At 46.8% G+C, this 22,715-nt stretch carries 14 protein-coding genes; 7 read left to right on the top strand and 7 right to left on the bottom strand.

Features of this window, described 5'->3' with window-relative positions; all coding sequences use genetic code 11:
* Positions 1–2: 2 nt before the first annotated feature.
* Positions 3–1,925, bottom strand: coding sequence for a threonine--tRNA ligase (gene thrS, locus P6910_RS08660; protein WP_317145872.1), 1,923 nt, complete (start codon positions 1,923–1,925; stop codon positions 3–5).
* 961 nt (positions 1,926–2,886) lie between these two features.
* Here thrS and P6910_RS08655 point away from each other — a divergent pair.
* The 3 genes from P6910_RS08655 to mnmH all read left to right on the top strand — a co-directional run bounded on the left by P6910_RS08655 (position 2,887) and on the right by mnmH (position 6,934).
* The gene (locus P6910_RS08655) at positions 2,887–4,122 is read left to right on the top strand and encodes a hypothetical protein (RefSeq protein ID WP_317145871.1); all 1,236 of its coding nucleotides are present in this window, start codon (positions 2,887–2,889) and stop codon (positions 4,120–4,122) included.
* Positions 4,123–4,291: 169 nt separating this feature from the next.
* Positions 4,292–5,518 (top strand): hypothetical protein, encoded by a 1,227-nt coding sequence (locus P6910_RS08650; protein ID WP_317145870.1) that lies wholly within the window; start codon positions 4,292–4,294, stop codon positions 5,516–5,518.
* 294 nt (positions 5,519–5,812) lie between these two features.
* Positions 5,813–6,934 carry a tRNA 2-selenouridine(34) synthase MnmH gene (gene mnmH / locus P6910_RS08645; protein WP_317145869.1) on the top strand — a complete coding sequence of 374 codons (1,122 nt, stop codon included), beginning with the start codon at positions 5,813–5,815 and terminating at the stop codon, positions 6,932–6,934.
* Here the strand turns inward: mnmH and P6910_RS08640 are convergent.
* Positions 6,898–7,881 (bottom strand): DMT family transporter, encoded by a 984-nt coding sequence (locus P6910_RS08640; RefSeq protein WP_317145868.1) that lies wholly within the window; start codon positions 7,879–7,881, stop codon positions 6,898–6,900. The two genes, mnmH and P6910_RS08640, sit on opposite strands and share 37 nt — an antisense overlap.
* 177 nt (positions 7,882–8,058) lie before the next feature.
* Between P6910_RS08640 and P6910_RS08635 the strand changes: the two genes are divergently transcribed.
* From P6910_RS08635 to P6910_RS08620, 4 genes are all read left to right on the top strand, one after another.
* Positions 8,059–9,213, top strand: a complete 1,155-nt coding sequence (locus P6910_RS08635) for a PatB family C-S lyase (protein WP_317145867.1) — start codon at positions 8,059–8,061, stop codon at positions 9,211–9,213.
* Positions 9,214–9,413: 200 nt separating this feature from the next.
* Positions 9,414–11,555: a 5-histidylcysteine sulfoxide synthase gene (gene ovoA, locus P6910_RS08630; protein ID WP_317145866.1), complete on the top strand. Its 2,142-nt coding sequence runs from the start codon at positions 9,414–9,416 to the stop codon at positions 11,553–11,555.
* Positions 11,556–11,725: 170 nt separating this feature from the next.
* The gene (tsaA, locus tag P6910_RS08625) at positions 11,726–12,445 is read left to right on the top strand and encodes a tRNA (N6-threonylcarbamoyladenosine(37)-N6)-methyltransferase TrmO (RefSeq protein ID WP_317145865.1); all 720 of its coding nucleotides are present in this window, start codon (positions 11,726–11,728) and stop codon (positions 12,443–12,445) included.
* 28 nt (positions 12,446–12,473) lie between these two features.
* Positions 12,474–12,713: a YheU family protein gene (locus P6910_RS08620; RefSeq protein WP_317145864.1), complete on the top strand. Its 240-nt coding sequence runs from the start codon at positions 12,474–12,476 to the stop codon at positions 12,711–12,713.
* Positions 12,714–12,773: 60 nt separating this feature from the next.
* Here P6910_RS08620 and P6910_RS08615 read toward each other — a convergent pair whose 3' ends face one another.
* The 5 genes from P6910_RS08615 to P6910_RS08595 form a co-directional block, all read right to left on the bottom strand.
* The gene (locus P6910_RS08615) at positions 12,774–14,600 is read right to left on the bottom strand and encodes a hypothetical protein (RefSeq protein WP_317145863.1); all 1,827 of its coding nucleotides are present in this window, start codon (positions 14,598–14,600) and stop codon (positions 12,774–12,776) included.
* 243 nt (positions 14,601–14,843) lie between these two features.
* Positions 14,844–16,130: a hypothetical protein gene (locus P6910_RS08610; RefSeq protein WP_317145862.1), complete on the bottom strand. Its 1,287-nt coding sequence runs from the start codon at positions 16,128–16,130 to the stop codon at positions 14,844–14,846.
* A gap of 711 nt (positions 16,131–16,841) precedes the next feature.
* Entirely contained in the window at positions 16,842–18,335 is a 1,494-nt protein-coding gene (locus tag P6910_RS08605; RefSeq protein WP_317145861.1) for a hypothetical protein, read from the bottom strand.
* 499 nt (positions 18,336–18,834) lie between these two features.
* Positions 18,835–20,616: a hypothetical protein gene (locus tag P6910_RS08600; protein WP_317145860.1), complete on the bottom strand. Its 1,782-nt coding sequence runs from the start codon at positions 20,614–20,616 to the stop codon at positions 18,835–18,837.
* 190 nt (positions 20,617–20,806) lie between these two features.
* The gene (locus tag P6910_RS08595) at positions 20,807–22,687 is read right to left on the bottom strand and encodes a hypothetical protein (RefSeq protein WP_317145859.1); all 1,881 of its coding nucleotides are present in this window, start codon (positions 22,685–22,687) and stop codon (positions 20,807–20,809) included.
* Positions 22,688–22,715 lie beyond the last annotated feature (28 nt).

Genomic DNA, 22,715 nt, shown 5'->3' with positions numbered 1-22,715 from the left:
AATTACGCAGTACGGCCACGCTTGCTGATATCCGCTGCAAGGCGTTCCTTGAATGCCTCTACAGGCATGGTACCCAGGTCTTCACCTGTGCGGGTACGCACAGCAACGGTTCTGTTTTCCATTTCCTTATCGCCAATAACCAGCAAATAAGGCACCTTATTTAAGGTATGCTCGCGGATTTTAAAGCCGATCTTCTCGTTTCTCAAGTCCGCTTTTACCCTAACTCCCTTTTCCATCAACATTTTTTCCAGTTCTGCCGCATAAGAAGCCTGTCTGTCAGTAATATTGAGGATGGCAACCTGTTTGGGAGCCAGCCATGGCGGCATAGCCCCTTCATAGTGCTCAATAAGTATACCGATGAATCGCTCAAACGACCCCAGAATCGCCCTGTGGAGCATGACCGGTGTTTTGCGTTCACCGCTTTCATCGACATATTCAGCACCCAGACGGCCTGGCATAGAGAAATCAACCTGAATCGTACCACACTGCCATACCCGGCCAATGCAGTCTTTCAGGGAAAATTCGATTTTTGGTCCGTAGAAAGCACCTTCACCCGGCAGTTCTTCCCATGGCAACGCCTGTGCATTCAGAGCATCAGCCAGGGCTTTTTCGGCTTTATCCCAAATTTCGTCAGAACCTACGCGCTTTTCAGGACGGGTAGACAGTTTGTAGAGCATGTTGTCACGACTGAAGCCAAAGTCCTCATACACTTCATGGAGGAAATCGATAAAGGCAGCCACTTCCGACTGAATCTGATCTTCTGTTGCGAAAATATGAGCATCGTCCTGAACAAAACCACGAACACGCATGATTCCATGGAGTGCACCGGATGGCTCGTTACGATGACAGGAGCCAAATTCCGCCAGTCGCAGCGGCAGATCACGGTAGCTTTTCAGCCCCTGATTGAAGACCTGAACGTGGCATGGGCAGTTCATGGGCTTAACAGCAATATCACGCTCTTCCGAGTTGGTGGTGAACATGTCGTCCTGGAACTTATCCCAGTGACCGGATTTTTCCCAGAGGGAGCGATCCACCAGCTGTGGAGTTTTGATCTCTTTGTAGCCATGCATAATCTGCTTTTTACGCATGTACTGTTCAAGTTCCTGATAGATGGCCCAGCCATTGGGGTGCCAAAAAACCATGCCCGGTGCTTCTTCCTGCATGTGGAAGAGGTCCAGCTTCTTACCCAATTTACGGTGATCACGCTTCTCGGCTTCTTCCAGACGCTGCAGGTAAGCTTTCAGGGCTTTCTTGTCTTCCCAGGCCGTTCCGTAGATACGGGTCAGCATTTCGTTACTGGAATCACCTCGCCAGTAGGCACCGGCTACACGCATCAGCTTGAAGGCTTTCAGCTTACCTGTTGAAGGAACGTGTGGGCCACGGCAAAGATCCATCCACTCACCCTGACGGTAAACGGAGATCACTTCATTTTCGGGCAGGTCATTAATGATCTCGACCTTGTACTCTTCACCCATGGCTTTGAAAGCACTGATGGCTTCGTTACGAGTCATCACCACTCGCTCAATACCCAGATCTTGCTTTGCCAGCTCAGCCATACGCTTTTCAATCTTCTCCAGGTCTTCGAGGTTAAATGCCCGCTCATAGGAGAAGTCGTAATAAAAACCATTGTCAATCACAGGACCAATGGTGACCTGGGCACCGGGATACAGATCCTGGGTGGCCATAGCCAAAAGGTGAGCCGTTGAGTGACGGATCACCTCAACACCTTCTTCATCACGGGAAGTGATAATAGCCAGCTCAGAGTCATCCGTGATTTTGGTACTGGCATCCACCAGCTCACCATTGATACGACCCGCCAGAGTCGCCTTGGCCAGGCCCGGACCAATATCCTGGGCCACTTCCATTACAGAAACGGCGTCAGCAAATTCGCGCTTGCTGCCGTCGGGAAGCGTAATTACAGGCATGAGGAGATATTCCTTAATTTTTTGCCGCCAGGGCTTTTGCCGCTATTGGCATTATGTTCATCTTCAGTGGCAACCTATACCGGAGGCTGCTTGCTCATCGTTCTTGTCAGCCCATACCAGAGGCTGAGAACGTTAGTACCAGTGGCAACCCATACCAGAGGATGCTTGGATTTTCTCACCGATTGAAAGGAGAAAATCTTTGGACAGTTACTAGCATTTAGCAAAGAAAAGCCAAACGATCATTATTTTGAGTTTTTCACAGCCTGTGTCAAGTCAGAAAAAAGATAACCTCAACAGGGCTCTTGAGTTTTTAAAAGCAACAATGGAGAAATACCCTCCCAATTTGGGAGCTCTTTCACAAAAAACTTGTTACCAGAGTTCGAACTGGTCAGGTTGCTATTTCTGGCACCAGGAACAAGGTGTATTACCGTATGGATAAGGAGTGACGAAGTCTGGAACGTAACAACTTTCGCCTTATCGACACCCTGCAATGAAATTCCATAATGATCCGATATCAAAGGGCATGCCGCGTAAGCATTGATTGATAAAAAAATAACGCGGTAGCCGAATAAAAGTCCAAATTGAATTCCATACTGACCTGCCTGACTTGAGGCTAGCAAGAGTAACGGTTAAAAGTGCAAAACGCCTTCAAGCATCACACGAACTCAATAGACTATAAGCCCCACGGCAAGTTTAGAAGAGACAGATGGTAAATGGTTCATGGGCTTGCTCTTCGCAAGCCTTGCTTACATCCTCCACCTGGTATATCAGCACAGAGCTGTGATGTAAGCTGTATCGTCATTCAGCCAGGCAGTAAAAACTCCGGAAGCTTCCAGTGAATCCAAACAAGTTGCATTTCATCTCACATTGACTATACCTACCCGAGCCACGACAAACCTATCCAAACCAGCCGAACCGGATTCAGCTTATATCAATCAGTCTGCTCCTGGAGACCCATCCAATGCAGTTATTGAAACATGATCATATGCTTTTAATATCGACGATGATTGTTTATATCCTGAGTCATTCAGCTTTGGCTAAAACCGACATAAACACGACGGCGTCAGTCAATCCTGAAAGCTCCACCTTTTCTTCAAATTTCAGTGAGCCCGCAATCGCTTCAGAATTTAATGCCAGCTCATCGAGTACGGTTTCCCTGGGCATAAGGCTAACCCTGACATCATCAGACGATATCAGCTACAGGGAGAATAAAGGTGCACTGTCGGCCTTTATCTGCTCACTAATCAATCGACCAAGTAATTCAACTGTCGTTTATGGCAACAGCTCTGACTTGAACAATCTTAAAAATCATCTGGGATGCGAAGCTCCCCTTCCAGTAGATGCCATAAAAAATAAACCCGGCTACGACCGGTGGATGACCAGTGTATCTGTCTGGGTATGGCAAGGCATAGAGATGTTCATACTGCTTCATGCCACCATAAAAGTTAATCCCAAAGCCAGAAAGCAGATTTTGTGGACAGCATTTTTCACAAGTCTCATCACCACATGCAGCCTTTACAGTGCCGGAGTCGCACTCGCGGCATCCGGTAAGGAAATTCCCGAGAAATGGATTCGACTTATTGCAGGGTTAACAAAATTAAAAGCCAGTCTGAACATTGGTGGCTGGACTCTTGGGATGGCTGGAGGGTTTGCCGCTGAAAAAGAGCTCGTCTTATCCGGATTACTGATGAATGTTATCTCAAACACGTTTCGCCAAACCGGAGAAGGCGCCCTCGTTACTTTACCGCTGATCCTTGATAAAAAGTACGCAGCCGCTCTGTTGGCTTTCATTCCTCTGGGGGTCATTGCTTCACAATTAATAAAATTCAACCCGAAAACCAACAGTGTCTTTTTGCAGAGGTTCTCATGGTTTGTAATAGCCAGTCTCGGGGCCGGACTGTTCTCGGGAGCCTGGCATGAATTTGAAAAAATTGCCGGTGAATCCAGTACTGTCTGGGATTTTGGCAAACAAGCAACGGTTAGCGATACTTATGAGATACTCAGCGATAAAAAACTGCCAATGTCGATTATTGCTCCCTTTGGATACAGACCCGATCCCACGGTTATCACCTTAACGTCCGGCCTGGGCTATTTTACATTGGTAACTCTTGCAAGCCTCTATCTTTTTATCCACAGAGTGCAACCCACGAGTATTGATCAGTTAATACCTGATAATGCGGAGACATCAGGGTTGTAATCCCTATACAAGCTATCTTTTGAGCTGTTCGGCCATCCTGTAAATGCAAACGAGTTGCGTTTCACCTCAAATTGACTATACCTACTCGAGCCAATACGAATGTGTTCAAAACAGCTTATCTGAATTCAATTGATATCAATCAGCCAGTCAGCTCATGGAGACACATCCAATGCAACGGTCAAAAACCTGTCTTGTGCTCTTAATATCGACGATGATTGCTTATATTTCTGTTCATTCAGCTCTGGCTAGTCCTGCCCTGGATACTTCGGGGTTAGTTAAATCTGACTACTCCACGCTGGCTTCAGCAGTTAACGGAAGCACACCTGCCTCAAAACTCAATATCATACTACCGGATAGGGTTTCCATGGGCATCAGGCTGCCGCAGACAGCATCAGACGATATCAGCTGCGGCGAGAACAGAGGAAAGCTGAAAGCCTTTATCTGCTCAGACATCAACGACCCGAATAACTCAACTGTGATTTATGGCAACAGCTCTGACTTTAACGCCATTAAAGATAAACTGGGATGTGAAAGCCCTCCTGTAACAGTCACCAAAAAAAGCAAACAAGATAACGAGCAGTTTCTTACCAGCGTTGCTATCTGGGTTTTGGAAGGCGTGGAGATGTTCATACTCCTTCAAGGCTCTATCAGAGTTAAACCCGAAGCCAAAAATAAAATTTTGGGAACAGCACTTGTCACCAGTCTCGTTACTATGGGCGGTGTATTCACTACCGGAGTCTTACTCGCGGATTCAGGGAGGGAAATCCCCGAGAAATGGGTTGGGCTTATTACTGGGTTAACATCATTAAAAGCCAGCATGTGCGCTGGTGGCTGGGCTCTCAGGCTCGCTGGAGGTACCACAGGTAAAAGGGAACTTCTCTTATCAGGGCTGCTGATCAATGTTATCTCGAATACTTTTCGCCAAACCGGAGAAGGCTCTCTGGCCACTTTACCGCTGGTCCTCGATAAAAAATACGAAGCCATTTGCATGTCTCTCATCCCTTTGGGAATCATTGCTACAAAACTGATACCATTCAATCCGGAAACCGAAAGTACCTGTTTGAGAACATTTTCGTGGTTTGTAATCGCCAGTCTGGGAGCCGGACTGTTCTCGGACGCCTGGCATGAATTTGAAAAAATTGCGGGTGAATCAAGGACTCTCTGGGATATAGGAAAAAATTTAATCGTTGGCAATGGTTATGAAATACTCAGTCATGAAAAACTGCCTATGTCGGTCATTGCTCCCTTTGGATACAGACCTGACCCTACGATTATCACTGTAACCACCGGTCTGAGCTTTTTTACGTTCGTATCTTTGGCAAGCCTCTACCACTTTCTCCACAGAGCCAAATCCAGAGACACCAGACAGCTTGAAATAGAAATCAGACCGTTTTAATGCTCATCAAATGTTAAAACCTGTTGTCAGAAAGCCATTTGGGCAATCGCTATAGCGGCGTCCTCCTAATGCAGAATATTGCACTCAAATGTACACAGCTGCTAAACGCTCACTGTACACAGCCTGTATTGTGCTGTCTGGCTTTGTTCCAGTGATATGCAGGTTTGGCTGTACTCTGCCCCTGTGAATCCGATAGAAACAATCCACACTTGCTTAAACAGACAGCTTCCAGCGAAACTATAGTGCTTTTGGACAAGAACCCAGCCCGCTCCCATTGAGCTGTTACGGAACCTTATGACCCAACAACGCCCGGATACCCAAGACTACCTCGCCCTGTTCCTGAATGATGTTCCACTGATGGATGTTCGGGCGCCTGTTGAATTCAACAAAGGTTCATTCCCACTGGCGACCAGCCTGCCTATCCTGGATGATTACCAGCGCGAAATGATTGGTACTGAGTACAAGCAGCAGGGGCAAGATGCTGCCGTCGCCCTGGGTTATGAGCTGGCCACTGACGATGTGCGTGTTGAACGGGTGACCCTCTGGCAGCAGTTCGTACAACAGCATCCAGAAGGCTACTTATTCTGTTTTCGGGGCGGCCAGCGCTCTCATATTACCCAATCCTGGCTGGCTGAGTCCGGATACCCTTACCCTCTGATCAAAGGGGGCTACAAAGCATTGAGAAGGTTCCTGATCGATGAACTGGAAAAGTCTGTTGAAGACATTCCCTTTGTGATTCTCAGTGGCAAAACCGGTGCCGGCAAAACTCGTCTGATTTATGACATTGAAGACAGCATTGATCTGGAGGGTCTGGCCAACCATCGGGGGTCGAGCTTCGGGCGTCGTTATGGTGGCCAGCCAACCCAGATTGACTTTGAAAACCGTCTTTCTATCGCCATGCTCAAGCACCGCCACTTTAAACCAGGGCGCGCTCTGCTTCTGGAGGACGAAAGCAAGCTGATCGGACGCTGTAGCCTGTCCCAGGTGTTCAGTAACAAGATGCAACAGTCCTCCATAATTCTGCTGGAAACTTCTATAGAAGAGCGTGTAGAGATAGGTCTTCAGGAGTATGTCAGCAATAACCTGACCGAATACCAGACCGTTTACGGTAAAGAAGAGGGCTTTACCCGCTTCAGCCAGGGACTGACTGACAGCCTTTACCGGATTCGCAGACGATTGGGTGGAGTCCGTTATCAGGAGCTGGGAAAGCTACTCTCTTCAGCCCTTCAGCAACATGAAGTTCATGGTGCCATTGATGGCTATCGGCCACTGATTGAGCAATTATTGGTTGGCTACTATGACCCCATGTACGAGTATCAGCTGGAGCAGAAGCAGGAAAGAATTCTCTTCAGAGGTAACCGGGAAGAGATCAGAAACAACTATCCTGAGCTGGTATTAAATTGTGAAGTTGCTTGATTTCGGTAAAACAGGGCCATACCCCAGACCAGGATGGCAATAACTGCCCACTCCTGATTGTTGGGTGTGCGCCCTTCCAGCATAAAGACAAACAGCACTCCAAATAAAGCCTCAAGGGTTGTATAGGAATAAAATCCAGAATCACTATTATGCGCCACTGCTTTGTGTCTGCATATCCGGGCCAAACCGGTGGCTAATACCCCTGCAACCAGAACGCCTCCTAAAAAGCAAGTCCAGTCAATATTAGCAATACCTCCAGGAAAAAGGGTTAATTCGGGGTGGTTCAGCCAGGTCAGGGGATAAATCATGGGCAATGCCAATATAGAGCCCAGTCCGGTCAACAGATAACGATCAGAAGGATCAATATCGGGACGTTCAGTGGCCATTGACAATTGTATGCGGGTACCTGCGAGCCAGCAGATACTTGCCAGCATTAGCCAGAGCAGGCCGATGACCATACTCTGCTCATGTGAGCCAGGATAACTCTGATCAAACTTCTGGGAAATCAACAGAAACAGCGCACCAATCAATAGCAATAAAGGCGTAGTGAGCTGACCGGCAGCGTTTCTTTCCAAAAAGCATTTCTGAAAAATCATGGGTAAGGCGGCTATCAGAATACAGGCAAAAACACCGCCAAGACTTCGGATACTGATTATAAGGAAAAGGTAATAAAGGAGATTTGTCAGCAGGGCCACCCAGATCCATGGCATGATCCCACCTTGTTGGACTCTTTTAATAATCTCGCGACGAAAAAGGACAATTATAAAGACCCAGAGACCAAATACTGCAAAGCGCCCTGCTACCAGCTCAATAGCAGAATATTCCGACATCCATCCGGGAAGAATGATCAGACTTCCCAGCAAGGCTCCGGACAACAGCGAATAGACAACGCCTCTGGCAATCAATTCGGTACTTCTCCACAGAGAAACTTCAGGTTCACTGAGCATTGCCTACAAAGCCGCGATTTTCCAGCCCCCCGGCAGGATTTACCACCCTGAGCTGACCAGCGAGTCAGCAAAACGGATAAAGTCGGCGAAGCCGTAATGATAAATCACATTTCAAAAAAGACTGACTGCAGGTAGTATCGGTGAAACACATTCAATCCAACATCAGGGGAAGTATCCGTGTCCACAGATTTCGATACTTTTATCGACCGAAGTCATACCTCAAGCCTTAAGTGGGACCGCTACAAAGACAGAGATATATTGCCTTTCTGGGTGGCGGATATGGACTTCAAATCCGCCCCTGAAATCATTGAAGCTGTGCAACAACGTGTTGAGCACGGTGTTTTTGGCTATACCCTGGCCGATGAGGGTCTGGAAGATCGAATTGTCGAGCGAATGCACAACCTCTACGACTGGCAGATTGAAAAAGACTGGATCGTCTGGCTGCCCGGACTGGTGACCGCGCTCAATATTGCGGTGAGAAGCGTTGCTGGCCCCGGAGAGACCGTTGCAGTGCCTCTGCCGGTTTACTACCCCTTTCTGATGGCACCCAGGTTGGGCGGACGCCAGATGATCGGACTGGACTGGGTGATCAGGGACAATCAGTGGCAGCTGGATCTGGAAGCCTTTGAAAACAGGATCACCGATGATACCCGGCTGTTGATGCTATGTAATCCACAGAACCCCAACGGCCGGGTACTTACCCGGGAAGAACTGGAGACTATCGAGGCGCTCTGCAAAAAGTACAGCATTGCCGTCTGTTCTGACGAAGTGCATTGCGACCTGATTCTTGATCGCAATGCCGAACACATCCCCTATGCCAGCCTGAGTGAATTCACCCGGAACACATCTATCACCCTGATGTCGCCTTCCAAGACATTTAATGTGGCCGGCTTTGGCTGTGCCTTTGCCGTAATACCGGATGGCACACTGCGCATGGAATTCCAGAGAGTTCGCAAGGGTATTGTCCCTGATCCGGATAACATGCTGATAGGCTTCACGGCGGCCAGAGCCGCCTACGAACATGGCGAACCCTGGCGCCAGAGTCTGCTCGACTATCTTCGGGGTAACCACGATTTGCTGATGTCCGAAATCAATGACATTAAGGGGTTAAGTATGTTGCCCCTGCAGTCTACCTACCTGGCCTGGATTAATGTCAGCGAACTGGGTCTGGATGACCCACACCGCTTCTTTGAGGATGCCGGTGTGGGGTTCTCTCCCGGTGCCCAGTTTGGAGACCGTGACTACCTGAGACTGAACTTTGGCTGCAGTCGCTCCACTCTGGAGGAAGGCATTCGCAGGATCAGGGTCGCAATAGCTGATCTCAAACCCTGAATGGATTATATAACCTGTCATCCAACAACACTCTGAAAACGTATGATCTGAAGCAGCTCGAAAGGCATTAGTTATCTGGCTGAAATTGACATATCGGTCAACCTTGATACTTCTGCCTTTAAGCTCTAAACCATATAGGATATTTTAATAGACTCTGGTCAAACCGTAATGCATTGTTAGATTGCTTTGGAGGTTAGCTCGTGCTAAACGTGACGTCTACTGAAAACACCTCGCCACTCCAGATCCCCACAAGAACACTGATACTTGATTCAGGCACCCCGGAAGAAAAGCGCCAGGAACTGACTCAGTACTTCTGCGAAACCTTCGATATCTACGATCGTCTTTTTGAAACACTCAGCAATGATGAGGCCTATTACCGTAAGGCTATTTCCCAGAGACACCCGCTGATTTTCTACTACGGCCATACCGCAGCATTTTTTGTTAACAAACTGATTGCTGCCCGCCTGATTAACGAACGGGTAGATACAGATATTGAAGCAATGGTGGCCATCGGCGTTGATGAAATGTCCTGGGATGATCTGGACGAAAACAACTACGACTGGCCAACGGTTCCAGCCATGAAGGAATACCGTCAAAAAGTCAGGACACACATCGTTGAATTTATTGAAACCATGCCTATAGAGATACCCATCACCTGGGAAAGTCCAGCCTGGCTGATCATGATGGGCATTGAGCACGAGCGCATCCACCTGGAGACTTCATCGGTTCTCATTCGTCAGTTACCTCTGGCTTACGTCACGCCTCACCAGGACTGGCGACCCTGCAAAACTTCCGGGGCAGCGCCGGAAAATCAGTTAATTGAACATGCTGGTGGTCACCAGATTCTCGGTAAGCCGTTTGATCATGCGCTTTATGGCTGGGACAACGAATACGGTCACTATGAAGAAACCATCCCTGCCTTCAAGGCAAGCCAGTACCTGGTCAGCAACCAGGAGTTTCTTGAGTTTGTCCAGAATGGCGGATACAACGCCGAAAAATATTGGACCGATGAGGGCTGGGCATGGGCTACCTTTGCCGAAGCCGTTCACCCTGAGTTTTGGGTTCCCGGTGATGAAAATTACCGATACCGGGCCATGTTGGAAGAGATAGACATGCCCTGGAACTGGCCCGTGGATGTCAACTGCCATGAGGCCCAGGCTTTCTGCCGGTGGAAATCAGAAATGACGGGCCTGCAGATACAATTGCCGTCCGAAGCTGAATGGTATTGTTTGCGAGACAGCATTGATACAGACCAACCTTATTGGAAACAGGCTCCTGGCAACATCAACCTCGAATACTGGGCCTCTTCCTGTCCGGTTAACCAGTTCAGGACGGGGGACTTTTATGATGTCATTGGTAATGTCTGGCAATGGACAACGACGCCCATTGATGCCTTTGAAGGCTTCAAGGTTCATCCCTATTACGATGACTTTTCTACCCCCACATTTGACGGCCGGCATAACCTGATTAAAGGTGGCTGCTGGATCTCGACAGGTAACTATGCGATCAGAGATTCCCGATATGCCTTCAGGCGACATTTTTTCCAGCATGCCGGTTTTCGCTATGTTGAGTCCACCGCTGAGCATAATGCCAACCTGAACCCTTATGAAACCGATGCGCTGGTGGCTCAGTATCTGGAATTCCATTATGGCGAAAGCTACTTTGGTGTTGAAAATTTCCCCAGGACCTGTGCCGAAATCTGCCATGAGCTGTTGAATGACCTCAACTGCACCCGGGCACTGGATCTGGGCTGCTCGGTAGGGAGGAGCAGTTTTGAGCTGGCCCGCTGGTTCAAACATGTTGACGGAATCGACTTCTCAGCCCGCTTTATCTCTGCGGCCTCCAGGCTTCAGCAGAATGGAAACATTCGATACTTTGTGCCCTCCGAGGGAGAACTGGGCGAATACCGTGAAGCCAGACTGACTGACTTTGCCGATAACATTGATGTCAGTCGTGTGCTGTTTACCCAGGGAGACGCTTGCAATCTCAAAACCAAATACAATAACTATGACCTTGTCTTTGCCGGGAATCTGATTGACCGACTCAACGATCCCTATAAATTTCTTTCTTCTGTTCATGAGCGAATCCGTCCAGAGGGACTGCTGGTGCTGACTTCGCCCTATACCTGGCTGGAAGAATACACGTCAAAAGATAAATGGCTGGGAGGAATACGCGAGAATGGTGAAGCCCTGACAACCTATGACGGACTAAAAAGAGTTCTGGGCCAACATTTTGAGGAGATTAAACCACCCAGAGATATTCCTTTTGTCATCCGGGAAACCGCCAGAAAACACCAGCATACCATTGCCCAGGCAACCTTCTGGAGAAAAAAGACTTCCTGAGAACAACAGGAGTCTGATAGTCTCCGTCAGACTCCTGATCTTTCTATGGAAATTCTGATCAGGCCCAGCTGGGTTGCTCTGAAATAATGAGCCGTTATAAGGCCAAGACCTGTTAAGAGCCTCATTTTTCCATTATATTGCCCGGTCAAGACAGCGATTACGGGTTAAATGTGAGCAAAAGCAGTTTCCAGTTTGAACAAATTGGAGTGATTCACTCCTGCTACCGGCAAAAATTTGGAATTCCCCGCCAACCGGGCATTGTCACAGCGGCAGAGTCAGAGCTGGAACTGTTACCACCCTTCAACCAGGAGAACCTGGTACGTGGTCTGGAAGGTTTCTCTCACCTCTGGGTTCATTTTGTTTTTCACGAAACCATAAATCAAGGCTGGCGCCCTACCATTCGCCCTCCCCGACTTGGCGGCAGACAGCGCATGGGCGTTTTTGCCACTCGTTCGACCCATCGTCCTAACCCCATTGGCTTGTCTGTGGTAAAACTGAAAAGTATCCAATCCGGTAACGGCAAGTTGATACTAAGACTGGCAGAAGCTGATCTGCTGGACGGCACACCGGTTATAGATATCAAACCCTACCTGCCCTACGCCGATGCTCTGCCAGAAGCTAAAGGTGGCTTTGCACCTTTACCGGCCATCATGGCAGCAGTGGAATTTAGCGAAGAGGCCATGATTAAATGCCTGGCTTATGAGCGGCGGACAGGGCGTTCTCTGGTGGAACTGATTCAACAGGTATTGGGGCAGGATCCACGCCCGGCCTACCTCAGAGATACCACTGGGCGAAGGCACGGCTCCGCACTCTGGGACGTTAATGTGGTCTGGGAGTCCAGGGGAGATCACTTTCTGGTCACCGATCTGGAACCTTATTTATCACCTTGACCTCAGGGTCATCTTCAGGAGTGGAGTCATGATCATTCCATATCAGGAACTGAACACAGAGACACTGAACAATCTGATTGCCGATTTTGTCAGCCGGGAAGGGACTGACAACGGTTTTGAGCAGGATCAGGAAAGTCGTATTCAGCAGGTACTTGGGTTATTGAAATCCGGCGAAGTCTCTATTGTTTTTGATCCCGAAACCGAGAGTGTGAATATTATTCCGGCAAAAGAAGCTCAAAACTATGAGTCTATTATCGACCAGACTTAAACGACGCAAATCTTATAAATTGGCTGTCCTACTGCAAAGGAATGGGTATGAAACGAAAAACTACTTTGGCTCAATGACCAGTACTACAGTGAGATCTTTCATTCTCAATGCACTAATAAAATTCTTCATCTCCACGGCTACGATTCCCGGAATACCCAGTCCTAAGATAGCCGCCAAGGTCTGGCTGGTATACCTGATCCAGTTTTGCTTGATTCGGTATGAAAAATAGAACCAGGTATTTGTAATGACCTGGTCCACAGTAAGCAGGGAAAAAACTACGACTACTTTCAATCTCTGGTTTTCGTATGATCCTGCATTGTCATTTTCATTAACCATGAAGCCTGCTTCACCCGAATCGGAACCGTCTGTAATTGAAGCGTTGGCTAACTGAGCTGTACAGGGCAATGCTATTAATGAACTGGATGAAGCAGGCGCTGACATAGTGCAATTACAGGCAACATCTAAACCTGCCTCAGACCATGCGCTTACAGGAGCAAAGCCGACTTGATAACGCCCCTCCAATACAGACATACCTACATGTTTACCGGTATCATCAACCTCCATCAGACCCCACGCGTGTTCTCTGTCTTTTAATCCAAATGCTCCCTGAATTATTCCAATATCAGAACAGTCACTACTGCACCGGATACCCCCCATATAATGATCAGGATCCGATGGGTGAGCCAAGTCGATCGATAGATCATTGCCAAGCTGATCAACGACGCTGTTACAGATAGAATCGACAAAGCTCAGAGCGTTTTCTCCTGGCCACAAGTTTATAGCGAACAAGACAGCACTGCTCTGCGGCGAATCGAGTGGTGCCGTATCAGTGGGTAAGGATAGGACGGTTTTAGTGTTTTTCATAGTCAACTGCACTCGCCCTGTTTTATCAGAACATTCAACATTCAATGCAGCGTTTTGAAAATCTGTCCGTCCTTTTAAGCCTCGCAGAAGATCAAATTCAGAATTTATAAATCGATAGACGAAGTTTACTTCTGATCTTTTCCCACCAGCAAAGCTTTTGCATCCGAGTTTTACCGTTTTAATCCGCATCTGATTATCTGCCGGATCCAGCACCACTTTGACGTTGTTTGCAACAAAGATACCTGCGCCCATCAGATTCAGAACACCTGCCGGTACATGACTCTGTTTGGTTGGAGTTGATTCAGGGGATCCAGATAGAGCCATTGTTGATGAACTATTCACGACCAGAGGATTCCTGGAATCGACTTTAATATTTGCCAGATAATAGACAGAGTTACTATGAGTCGCCGACATCACGTAGTGATCCTGTAAGACTCCCTGAGTAACAAACTCAGGCAGAATATCCGCTCCATTTCCCACAAAAGCCGAGTTATCCGGTAAGTGAAAAGCCCCCCCTTCGTGGCCGACACTGGCAGCCTCTGGCAATGGCAATTCATAGACGGCTGGTTGTTTATTTCCATGTGATTGCTCTGCATCAAAGATAAACAGGGTTGGAAAGAACGTTTCAAAAACCTCATGATTCAATCTTTCTGATGTAGCAGATATTTTTCGTATCATGACTGTTTCAGGAATTAGAGAAAGACTTGAGACAGGGATTGGAGGTGTATGTAAGGAAATATCTGAGGAAGTATTTATGGATGTCTTTTGAGAGATACTCGGGAACCTGGTTGGAGAAGGCGTTGTTGAAGATATCTGATTGTTCTTTTCCCTGATAAGTGCCTTAAAAGCAGCTAAATGATGACTGCACACGTTTCTGTCGACACGACTGGCCAACTCAGAACAACTCGAAACCTCTGTATATGTGGAGCTGACTGTTGAACCAACGGCAGGAAAAGCAAAACTGGGGAAGGCATACATTGATAACAGTAAAGCAACTGCTATCTTGAACCGGAAAATTATCATAACAGCAATCTGCCGATTTTTTAAAAGTTAAGATCAAAGCGTCCTTAACGTAACAATCCTTCCTAAGGTCGTTATTCATCCTAGACCAGATATTTAATAAATAAAGGCAAAGTCTTCTCTATCAAGCTGCATGTCTATTGTCGTATATTTTTTAACCGAACCAGGAGCTAGAGCAACGCAGGAGTACTTGCCATGAACGCCTGAAAAAAAAGTCTGAAAATGTAATTTCGTACGGTCGGGTACTTATAATTTATCAAAATCATCATGTAATAGAGAGTGCTTTATCGGCGATACTCTGTACCCTCTTTTCAATCCACTGACACATTTCGGAAGCAACTGGAGTGCCGGAATACCCAAACCCAATGTAGCCGCTAACACCTGGCTGGTATGCCTTATCCAGGCTTGCCTGATACGGTCTGAAAGCCGGAACCAGATTTGAGCAATGACCTGACTCCCGGCAAACAGGGATAAACCTAAAATCTCTAATCCGATTAATTTTGATCTGCTGATTTTATTCCCGACCAGAGCATCTGCATCAGCCATTGTGTAAGGTATCTGAGTTGCAAAGGGAGAGGCTGTGCATGCTGACATTGTGCAATTGCATGCAACATTAAAACCTGCCTTAGACCATACAGCCAGTGGAGCAAATCCCGCTCGATAGCTCTCCTCATACAGAGCCCAACAGCTCTCTTTTTCGGCGTGTTCAACCGGTATCCAACCCCATGCCTGCTCACTGTCATTTAATCCAAAGGCTCCTTGAACCATTTTGACATCAGAACAGTAATTACTGTCAAAGACGCCACCCATATAGTGATCGGGATCCGATGGATTAGCAGGATCAATGGACAGATCATTACCAAACTGATCAACGACACTGTTACAGGTAGAATCGACAAAGCTCAGAATATTTTCTTTAGGCGATAAGCTAATAGAGAACAACACACCACTGCCCTTAGACATCCTGTGTCCCGCAGCGTCAGTTTCAGTGGATACAGACAGAACAGTTTTAGTGTTTTTCATGGTCAACTGCACTTGTCCTGTTTCCTTATAACATTCAAGATTCAATGCAGCGTTATGAAGATTATTTAATCCTTGCAGAAGATCAAACTCAGAGTACGTAAATCGATAGACGAAATACTCCTCTGAGCCTCTCCCATCAGCATAATTGGTGCATCCCAAGTCTACCGGATTAACTCTTATCCCATTATCCGCATGATCAAGTACCACCTTGATATTGTCTGCAACAAAAATACCCGCGCCCCTCAAATCCAGAATACCTGCAGGTGCGTGATACTGCGTGGTCGGGGTTGAACCGGGTGATACTGTGGCAGCTGTTGCTAATGAACCACCCCACTCTTGAGGATTTCTGGAATCGATTTTGATATTCGCCAGATAATAGACAGAATCATTATAGGTTGCCGACATCACGTGATGATTCTGCATGCCTCCGGCAATCACAAATTCAGGCAGAATATCCTTTCTATTCCCCACAAAAGCCGAATTAACAGGCAATTGAAAACTCCTGGTCATTCTGGGATTGCCACTGACAGGCTCAGTCAGTGGCAATTCGTAGACGGCGTGTTCACCCTTTCCTGATGATCGCTCTGCATCAAAGATGAACAAGGTTGGATGGAGGGTCCCAAAAACCTCATGACTCAATCTTTCTGTTGTAGCGGATATTTTTCTTATCCTGACCGCCTCAGGAATTTGAGAAGCGGTTGGGGAAGGTGTTGCCGAAGATACCTGATTATTCTTTTTCCTGATAAGTGCCTTGAGAGCGGGTAAATGTTGACTGCACACTTTTCTGTCGAAACTACTGATTAATTCTGAACAACTTAAAACCTCTGTATATTTGGAACCGACCGTTGGCCCAACAGTAGTGAAAGCATGACAAGAGAAGCCATAAACTGCTGACAATAGCGCAACAACTAAGCCGATTCTGGAAATATTCATAACTGCACTCTGTCTGATTTTAAACGTTAAACAGAAGTATCCTCTCCTTAACCATCCTTTTTGAAGACGTTATTTATCCTAGCAGCCTGTCGGACTTAAGCGTCCGTAGCGAGGATTGCAAGAAATTGAGGATAAAAATCTCTGTTTCTGAGGAGAATAGCGAGCTATTTGACGAAGAAACAGGGATTTTTAGACCAATTTATTGCAACCGCACGACTGCATGGATGCAGGAGCTAGAGCAACGCAGGAGCAGTTGCCGTGTAGGACAGTCTTAAGTCCGACAGGCTGCTAGCGCGGTTCAAATATTTCTTGATTTCCCAATGGTTCCTTATCACCTAACAGGACGTGCCCTGACCTTCCTCTCAATCCACTGATACATTTCGGTACCCACTGGAGTGCCGGAAAACCCAAACCAAACGTAATAGCTAATGCCTGACTGGTATGCCTTATCCAGGCTTGCCTGATCCGTTTTGAAAGATGGAACCAGGGCTGAGTAACCAACTGGTCCGCAAGAAACACGCCAGCACCAACGCCTACTTTCTGCCACATGGTTAATTTTTCAAATGCCTTTAATCCTTCGGCATCAGTCTTATTCATAACCAGAGCGGCTGTATCACCAACATCGGGAATCAGTGCGGGTGAAACCCGAGTCGTATAGTAAGAGGTTGTGAATGGACTGACTGAAGTGTTTAAAATGGATGAAGTAGATGTTGGCATACTGCAATTACAGGCAACATCATAACCTGCCGAAGACCATTCGCTCACTGAAGCAAATCCAGCGTGATAAGCTTTCTTATCAGCAGCCCAGCACCTGTGCTTACCGATGTGCTCAGCCGCCGGAACCCAACCCCATGCCTGCTCCCTGTCTTTTAATCCAAATGCTCCATTTATCATTTTGATGCCAGAACAGTAATTGTTACTAAAGACGCGCCCCATGTAGTGCTCAGGATCCGATGGATTATCCGGGTCAATGGATAAATCATTGCCAAGCTGATCAACGACGCTGTTACAGGTAGAATCTACGAAGCTCAGAACATTTTCTCTGGGCCATAAGGATATGTAGAACAACACACTACTGCTTTTTGGTGAAACGGTTGTTGTCCTGCCAGTGGGTACAGATATGACTGTTTTAGTGTTTTTCAAGGTCAACTGCACTTGCCCTTTTTTCTGAAGACATCTAACACTCAATGCAGCGTTTTGACCGCGTGTTGGTCCTTGCTCTCCTTGTGACAGATCAAACTCAGTGTGCATAAATCGGTAGACGAAATTTTCCTCGGTTCCAAACCCGTCAGCATAATTGCTACAGCCCAAGTCTACCGGCCCGATTCTCATGTCACTATCCGCCGGATCCATTACCACTTTAATGTTGTCAGCAACAAAAATACCCGCACCTCTGAGATCCATAATACCGAACGGAGTATGATTCTGTGTGGTCGGGGTTGTATACGGCTGCCCTCTTGCAAAGCCCGCTCCTTTATCATCTAAAGGGTTTCTGGAATCAATTTCAATATTCGCCAGATAATAGATAGAATTATTATGGGTTGCCGACATCATGAAATGATGATGTTTGCCTCTCCCAATGACAAATTCCGGCAGAATATCTGCACTGTTGCCCACGAAAGCCGAGTCATCCGGTAATTGAAAAGTATTAATTGTTCTATGACCGCGACTGATGGTCTTAAGTGGTAATTCATAGACGGCTGGTTGCTCCTCTCCTGACGATTGCTCTGCATCAAAGATAAACAGGGTTGGAAAGCCCGTTTCAAAAACCTCCCGACCCAATGGTTCTGCTGTAGCGGATATTTTTCTTATCCTGACCGTTTCAGGAATGGGAGCAGATACTGAGGGGGGACTTGGGTAAATACCCGGAGGAGTGCCCGGCGTAGATGTTGTCGGAGGTGCCTGATTGTTCTTTTCCCTGATAAGAGCCTTAAAAGCAGCTAAATGGTGACTGCAAAAGCTCCTATCGGCACTACTGGCTAATTCAGAACAACTTGAAACCTCTGTATATGTGGAACTTCCCGTTGAGCCAGCTGTGGGAGAAGCATGACAGCAGAAAGTATAGATTGCTGACAATAGAACAGCCCCTTGCCCGGATCTGGAAATATTCATAACTGCACTCTGTCTAATTTTTAAACATTAAAAACATAAGCACCCTTTCTTTAATAATCCATCCGCAGGCTACTATTTATCCTGCACCGGATATTTTATAAATAAAGGTAATGCCCTCTCTAAGATGGAATGAGTCCCATTCCTTTGGAAGTGGTGTTTTTTCGACAAACTACATCTGTTGAGCGGGATCTTTCAATAAACCGATCTCCATATCTACTTTTTTCAATCCACTTTTACATTTCAGTAGCAACTGGATGGCCGGAATACCCAAACCTAATGTAGCAGCCAATATCTGGCTGGTATGCCTTATCCAGGTTTGCTTGATACGGTTTGAAAGATAGAACCAGCTATGAGTAATGGCCTGATCCAAAGTAACCGCGGCAATACCAATGCCTGCTTTCTCCAACTCGGTCAATCTTTTAGTGCCATTACTGTCAATAGCCAGAGCACCTTTACCCGGAATCTGTCTGAGTGAAGTGTATGCTACCTGCGTTGTATAAGGATAGGTTGGGAATGAACTGAATGAAATCGATGTTGGCATGGTGCAATTGCAGGCAACATCAAAGCCTGCCTTCGACCATGCACTCACTGGAGCAAATCCCAGTTGATAACGCTTATCCAGTGCAGTCGAACAGCTATGCAGATCGGTGTGATCAACAACTATCAAGCCCCATGCTTCCTCTCTGTCTTTTATTCCAAAAGCGCCTTGCATTATTTTGATATCAGAACAGTAACTGACGCCCCGGACACCACCCATATAGTGATCAGGATGCAATAAATTCGTTAAGTCGACCGATAAATCATTGCCACGCTGATCAACGACGCTGTTACAGGTAGAATCGACCAGGCGCAGAACGTTTTCTCTGGGCCATAAACTCAAAGAGAACAAGACACCATTGCTATCTGTCGGACGGGGTAACAGAGTTTTAGTGGGTACAAATATGACTGTTTTAGTGTTTTGCATGGTCAACTCCACATGCCCTGTTTTCTCTTTGCAATCGACATTCAATGCAGCATTTTGAAAATGTGTTACTCCTTCCAGGCTTTTCAGGAGATCAAATTCGGTGTGCGTAAATCGATAGATAAAACTCTCTTCTGTTCCTTTCCTGTCAGCATAATTACTACACCCCAGTATTACCGGATCAATATCAGCCTGATTATCCGCCGGATCAAGTACCACCTTGACGTTATCTGCAACAAAGATACCTGCCCCCTTCAGGTCAAGAATGCCTGCGGGTATGTGAGCCTTTGAAGCGGGAGTTGTAACGGGGTGTCCTGTAGGGGTTATTTTTGATCCAACAGCCTTTTTCCGAGGATTCCTGGAATCAACTTCAATATTCGACAAATAATAGACAGAATGATTATGGGGTGCCGACATCACGAAATGACTCCGTGAGCCTCCCTCGATAACAAATTCAGGCAGAATATCCGTCCCGTTCCCAACGAAAGCCGAGTTATCCGGTAACTGAAAACTGTTGACACTTCCGTAACTGCTGCCGCCACCTCTCAATGGTAGTTCATAGGTGGCCGGCTGTCCCGTTCCCGGCACTTGCTCTGCATCAAAGATAAACAAGGTTGGATAATTAGTTCTAAAAATCTCTTGACCCAGTCTTTTTGTCGTAGCGGATATTTTTCTTATCCTGACCGTTTCAGATATTGAGTAGGTACCTGGAACAGTACTCAGGGAACTATTTGGAGAAATGCTTGAGTAAGCAACCGAGGAAGAGGTTGTTGGAGATACCTGACTGTTCTTTTCCCTGATAAGTGCCTTAAAAGCAGATAAATGATAACTGCACACGTCTTTATCAACAATACTGGTTAACCCGGAACAGCTTGAAAACTCTTTGAACACGGCACTGCCCGTTGGCCCATCCATGGCGAAAGCATGACAGGGAAAAGCATACATTGCCGAGAGTAGAGCAACTGCCAGGCCGACTCTGGAAATATTCATAACTGCACTCTGTCTGATTTTTTAAAAGCCAAAACAGCAGCATCCTTACTGTGATACGCGGCAATACCTGCACTCGCTTTCTGCCCTCCTGGTGCCAGTGTTATTCATTGCCATAGCACGTATATGAGAAGGCGAAGCCTAATGCTGCTCTCTAATCCTGATTACCGACTTACAGGAGGCTTGCAACAAACTATAGTTGCTTTTCTTCTGTCAATAGAGTGTGCACTGCACTCCTACCTCTCAACCGACTGATGCATTTTGGCATCAACTGGATTACCGGCAGCCCCACCCCCAATGTAGCGGCTAACACCTGACTGGTATGTCTTATCCAGTCTTGCCTTATCCGGTGTGAAAGATAGAACCAGCTCTGAGTAATGACCTGGTCCACAAAAAGCGCAGCAAGTCCTATGCCTGCTATTTGCACCGGGGTTAATCCTGCTGCACTGGCATTATTCTTTGCCTGAGCATCGGCACCAACAATAACGAAGGGCGCCAGGGTTATAGAAGTAGATGTTGGCATTGTGCAATTAGCCGCAACTTCAACACCTGCTTCAGACCATTCGCTCAATGAAGCAAACCTTGGTTGATAAGTCTTTTTCACTGCAGGATCACAGCCATAATCACTGCTGTAATCAGTTAATATCCAACCCCATGCCTGATCTCTGTCTTTTAATCCAAAGGCTCCCTGAACCATATTAATCTCAGTACAGATACTGTTATAGATATCACCCATATACACACCGGGATTCGATGGAACAGCTGAGTTAATGGATAGATCATTGTCAAACTGATCAACGACTCTGTTACAGGAAGAATCGACAAAGCGCATAATGTTGTCTCTGGGCCACAAGCTAATAAAGAACAACACACCACTGCCTGGTGCAATAGAGGAAATTGGATTTCCAGGGGGTACAAATATGACAGTTTTAGTGTTTCTCATAGTCAACTGCACTTGCCCTGTTTTTTGATAACAGGAAACACTTATTGCAGCGTGCAAACCAAACTCTGCTTTTTTTAAGCCTTGCAGTAGATCAAATTCAGAGTCCGTAAATCGATAGACGAAAGTCTCTTCTGTTCCTCTCCCATCGGCAAAATTTGTACAGCCCAGACCAACTGGTCGGAGAGTCCTACGATAATCTGCCGGATCCAGTACCACCTTGATGTTGTCTGCAACAAAAATACCCGCACCTTCCAGTTCAAGAATGCCTAAAGGTTTATGAATCTCTTTACCGATGGAGTCTGAGCCAGCCGTCGCTGAAGAACTGCCCCTGTCCAGAGGATTTCTGGAATCAATTTCGATATTCGCCAGATAGTAGACAGCATCATTATTGGGTGCCGACATCACATAATGATTCTGTATGCCTCCCTCGATTACGAACTCTGGCCGAATATCTCTGCTGTTCCCCACAAAAGCGGAGTTATCAGGCAACTGAAAACTCTTTACTCCCCTGAGATCGCCGCCACTATCGGGCACAGTCAATGGCAATTCATAAACGGCGGGGTGTTCCTGTCCGGGTGATTGCGCATCAAAGATAAACAATGTTGGAAAGCTGGTTTTGAAAACCTCTTTATCCAGCCTTGTTGTAGCCGATATTTTTCTTATCCTTACCGTCTCAGGAATTGGAGAAGCACTGGGTGAAGCCGTTGAGTATGATTTTGTTGAAAATACCTGATCGTTTTTTTCTCTGATCAGGTCCTCAAAAGCCGACAAATGATAGTCACACACCTTCTTATCCACATCGCTGGCTAAATCAGAGCAACTTGAAACCTCCGTATCTGTGGGACTGCCTGTTGGCGCATCTGTAGGACTGCCTGCTGGCGCATCTGTGGAACTGCCTGTTAGCGCATCTGTGGAACTGACTGTTGGCGCATCTGTGGAACTGCCTGCTGGCGCATCTGTGGGACTGCCTGTTAGTGCATCTGTGGAACTGCCTACTGGCGCATCTGTGGGACTGCCTGTTGGCGCATCTGTGGGACTGCCTGTTGGAGCATCTGTGGCGTAGACATGACAGGGTAAGGCATAAATTATTGACAATAAAGCGATGACCAAACTGTATCTGTAAATATTCATAACTGTACTCTGTCTGATATTTTAAAGT

The organism is Endozoicomonas sp. 8E (assembly GCF_032883915.1).
Taxonomy (GTDB): domain Bacteria; phylum Pseudomonadota; class Gammaproteobacteria; order Pseudomonadales; family Endozoicomonadaceae; genus Endozoicomonas_A.
This window is presented reverse-complemented; position numbering and strand designations above follow the sequence as displayed.

Bases quoted from the DNA above. Each gene is read 5' to 3' on its own strand.
- thrS (WP_317145872.1), bottom strand. From the start codon at position 1,925: ATGCCTGTAATTACGCTTCCCGACGGCAGCAAGCGCGAATTTGCTGAC.
- P6910_RS08655 (WP_317145871.1), top strand. From the start codon at position 2,887: ATGCAGTTATTGAAACATGATCATATGCTTTTAATATCGACGATGATT.
- P6910_RS08650 (WP_317145870.1), top strand. From the start codon at position 4,292: ATGCAACGGTCAAAAACCTGTCTTGTGCTCTTAATATCGACGATGATT.
- mnmH (WP_317145869.1), top strand. From the start codon at position 5,813: ATGACCCAACAACGCCCGGATACCCAAGACTACCTCGCCCTGTTCCTG.
- P6910_RS08640 (WP_317145868.1), bottom strand. From the start codon at position 7,881: ATGCTCAGTGAACCTGAAGTTTCTCTGTGGAGAAGTACCGAATTGATT.
- P6910_RS08620 (WP_317145864.1), top strand. From the start codon at position 12,474: ATGATCATTCCATATCAGGAACTGAACACAGAGACACTGAACAATCTG.
- P6910_RS08615 (WP_317145863.1), bottom strand. From the start codon at position 14,600: ATGATAATTTTCCGGTTCAAGATAGCAGTTGCTTTACTGTTATCAATG.
- P6910_RS08610 (WP_317145862.1), bottom strand. From the start codon at position 16,130: ATGACCAGGAGTTTTCAATTGCCTGTTAATTCGGCTTTTGTGGGGAAT.
- P6910_RS08600 (WP_317145860.1), bottom strand. From the start codon at position 20,616: ATGAATATTTCCAGAGTCGGCCTGGCAGTTGCTCTACTCTCGGCAATG.
- P6910_RS08595 (WP_317145859.1), bottom strand. From the start codon at position 22,687: ATGAATATTTACAGATACAGTTTGGTCATCGCTTTATTGTCAATAATT.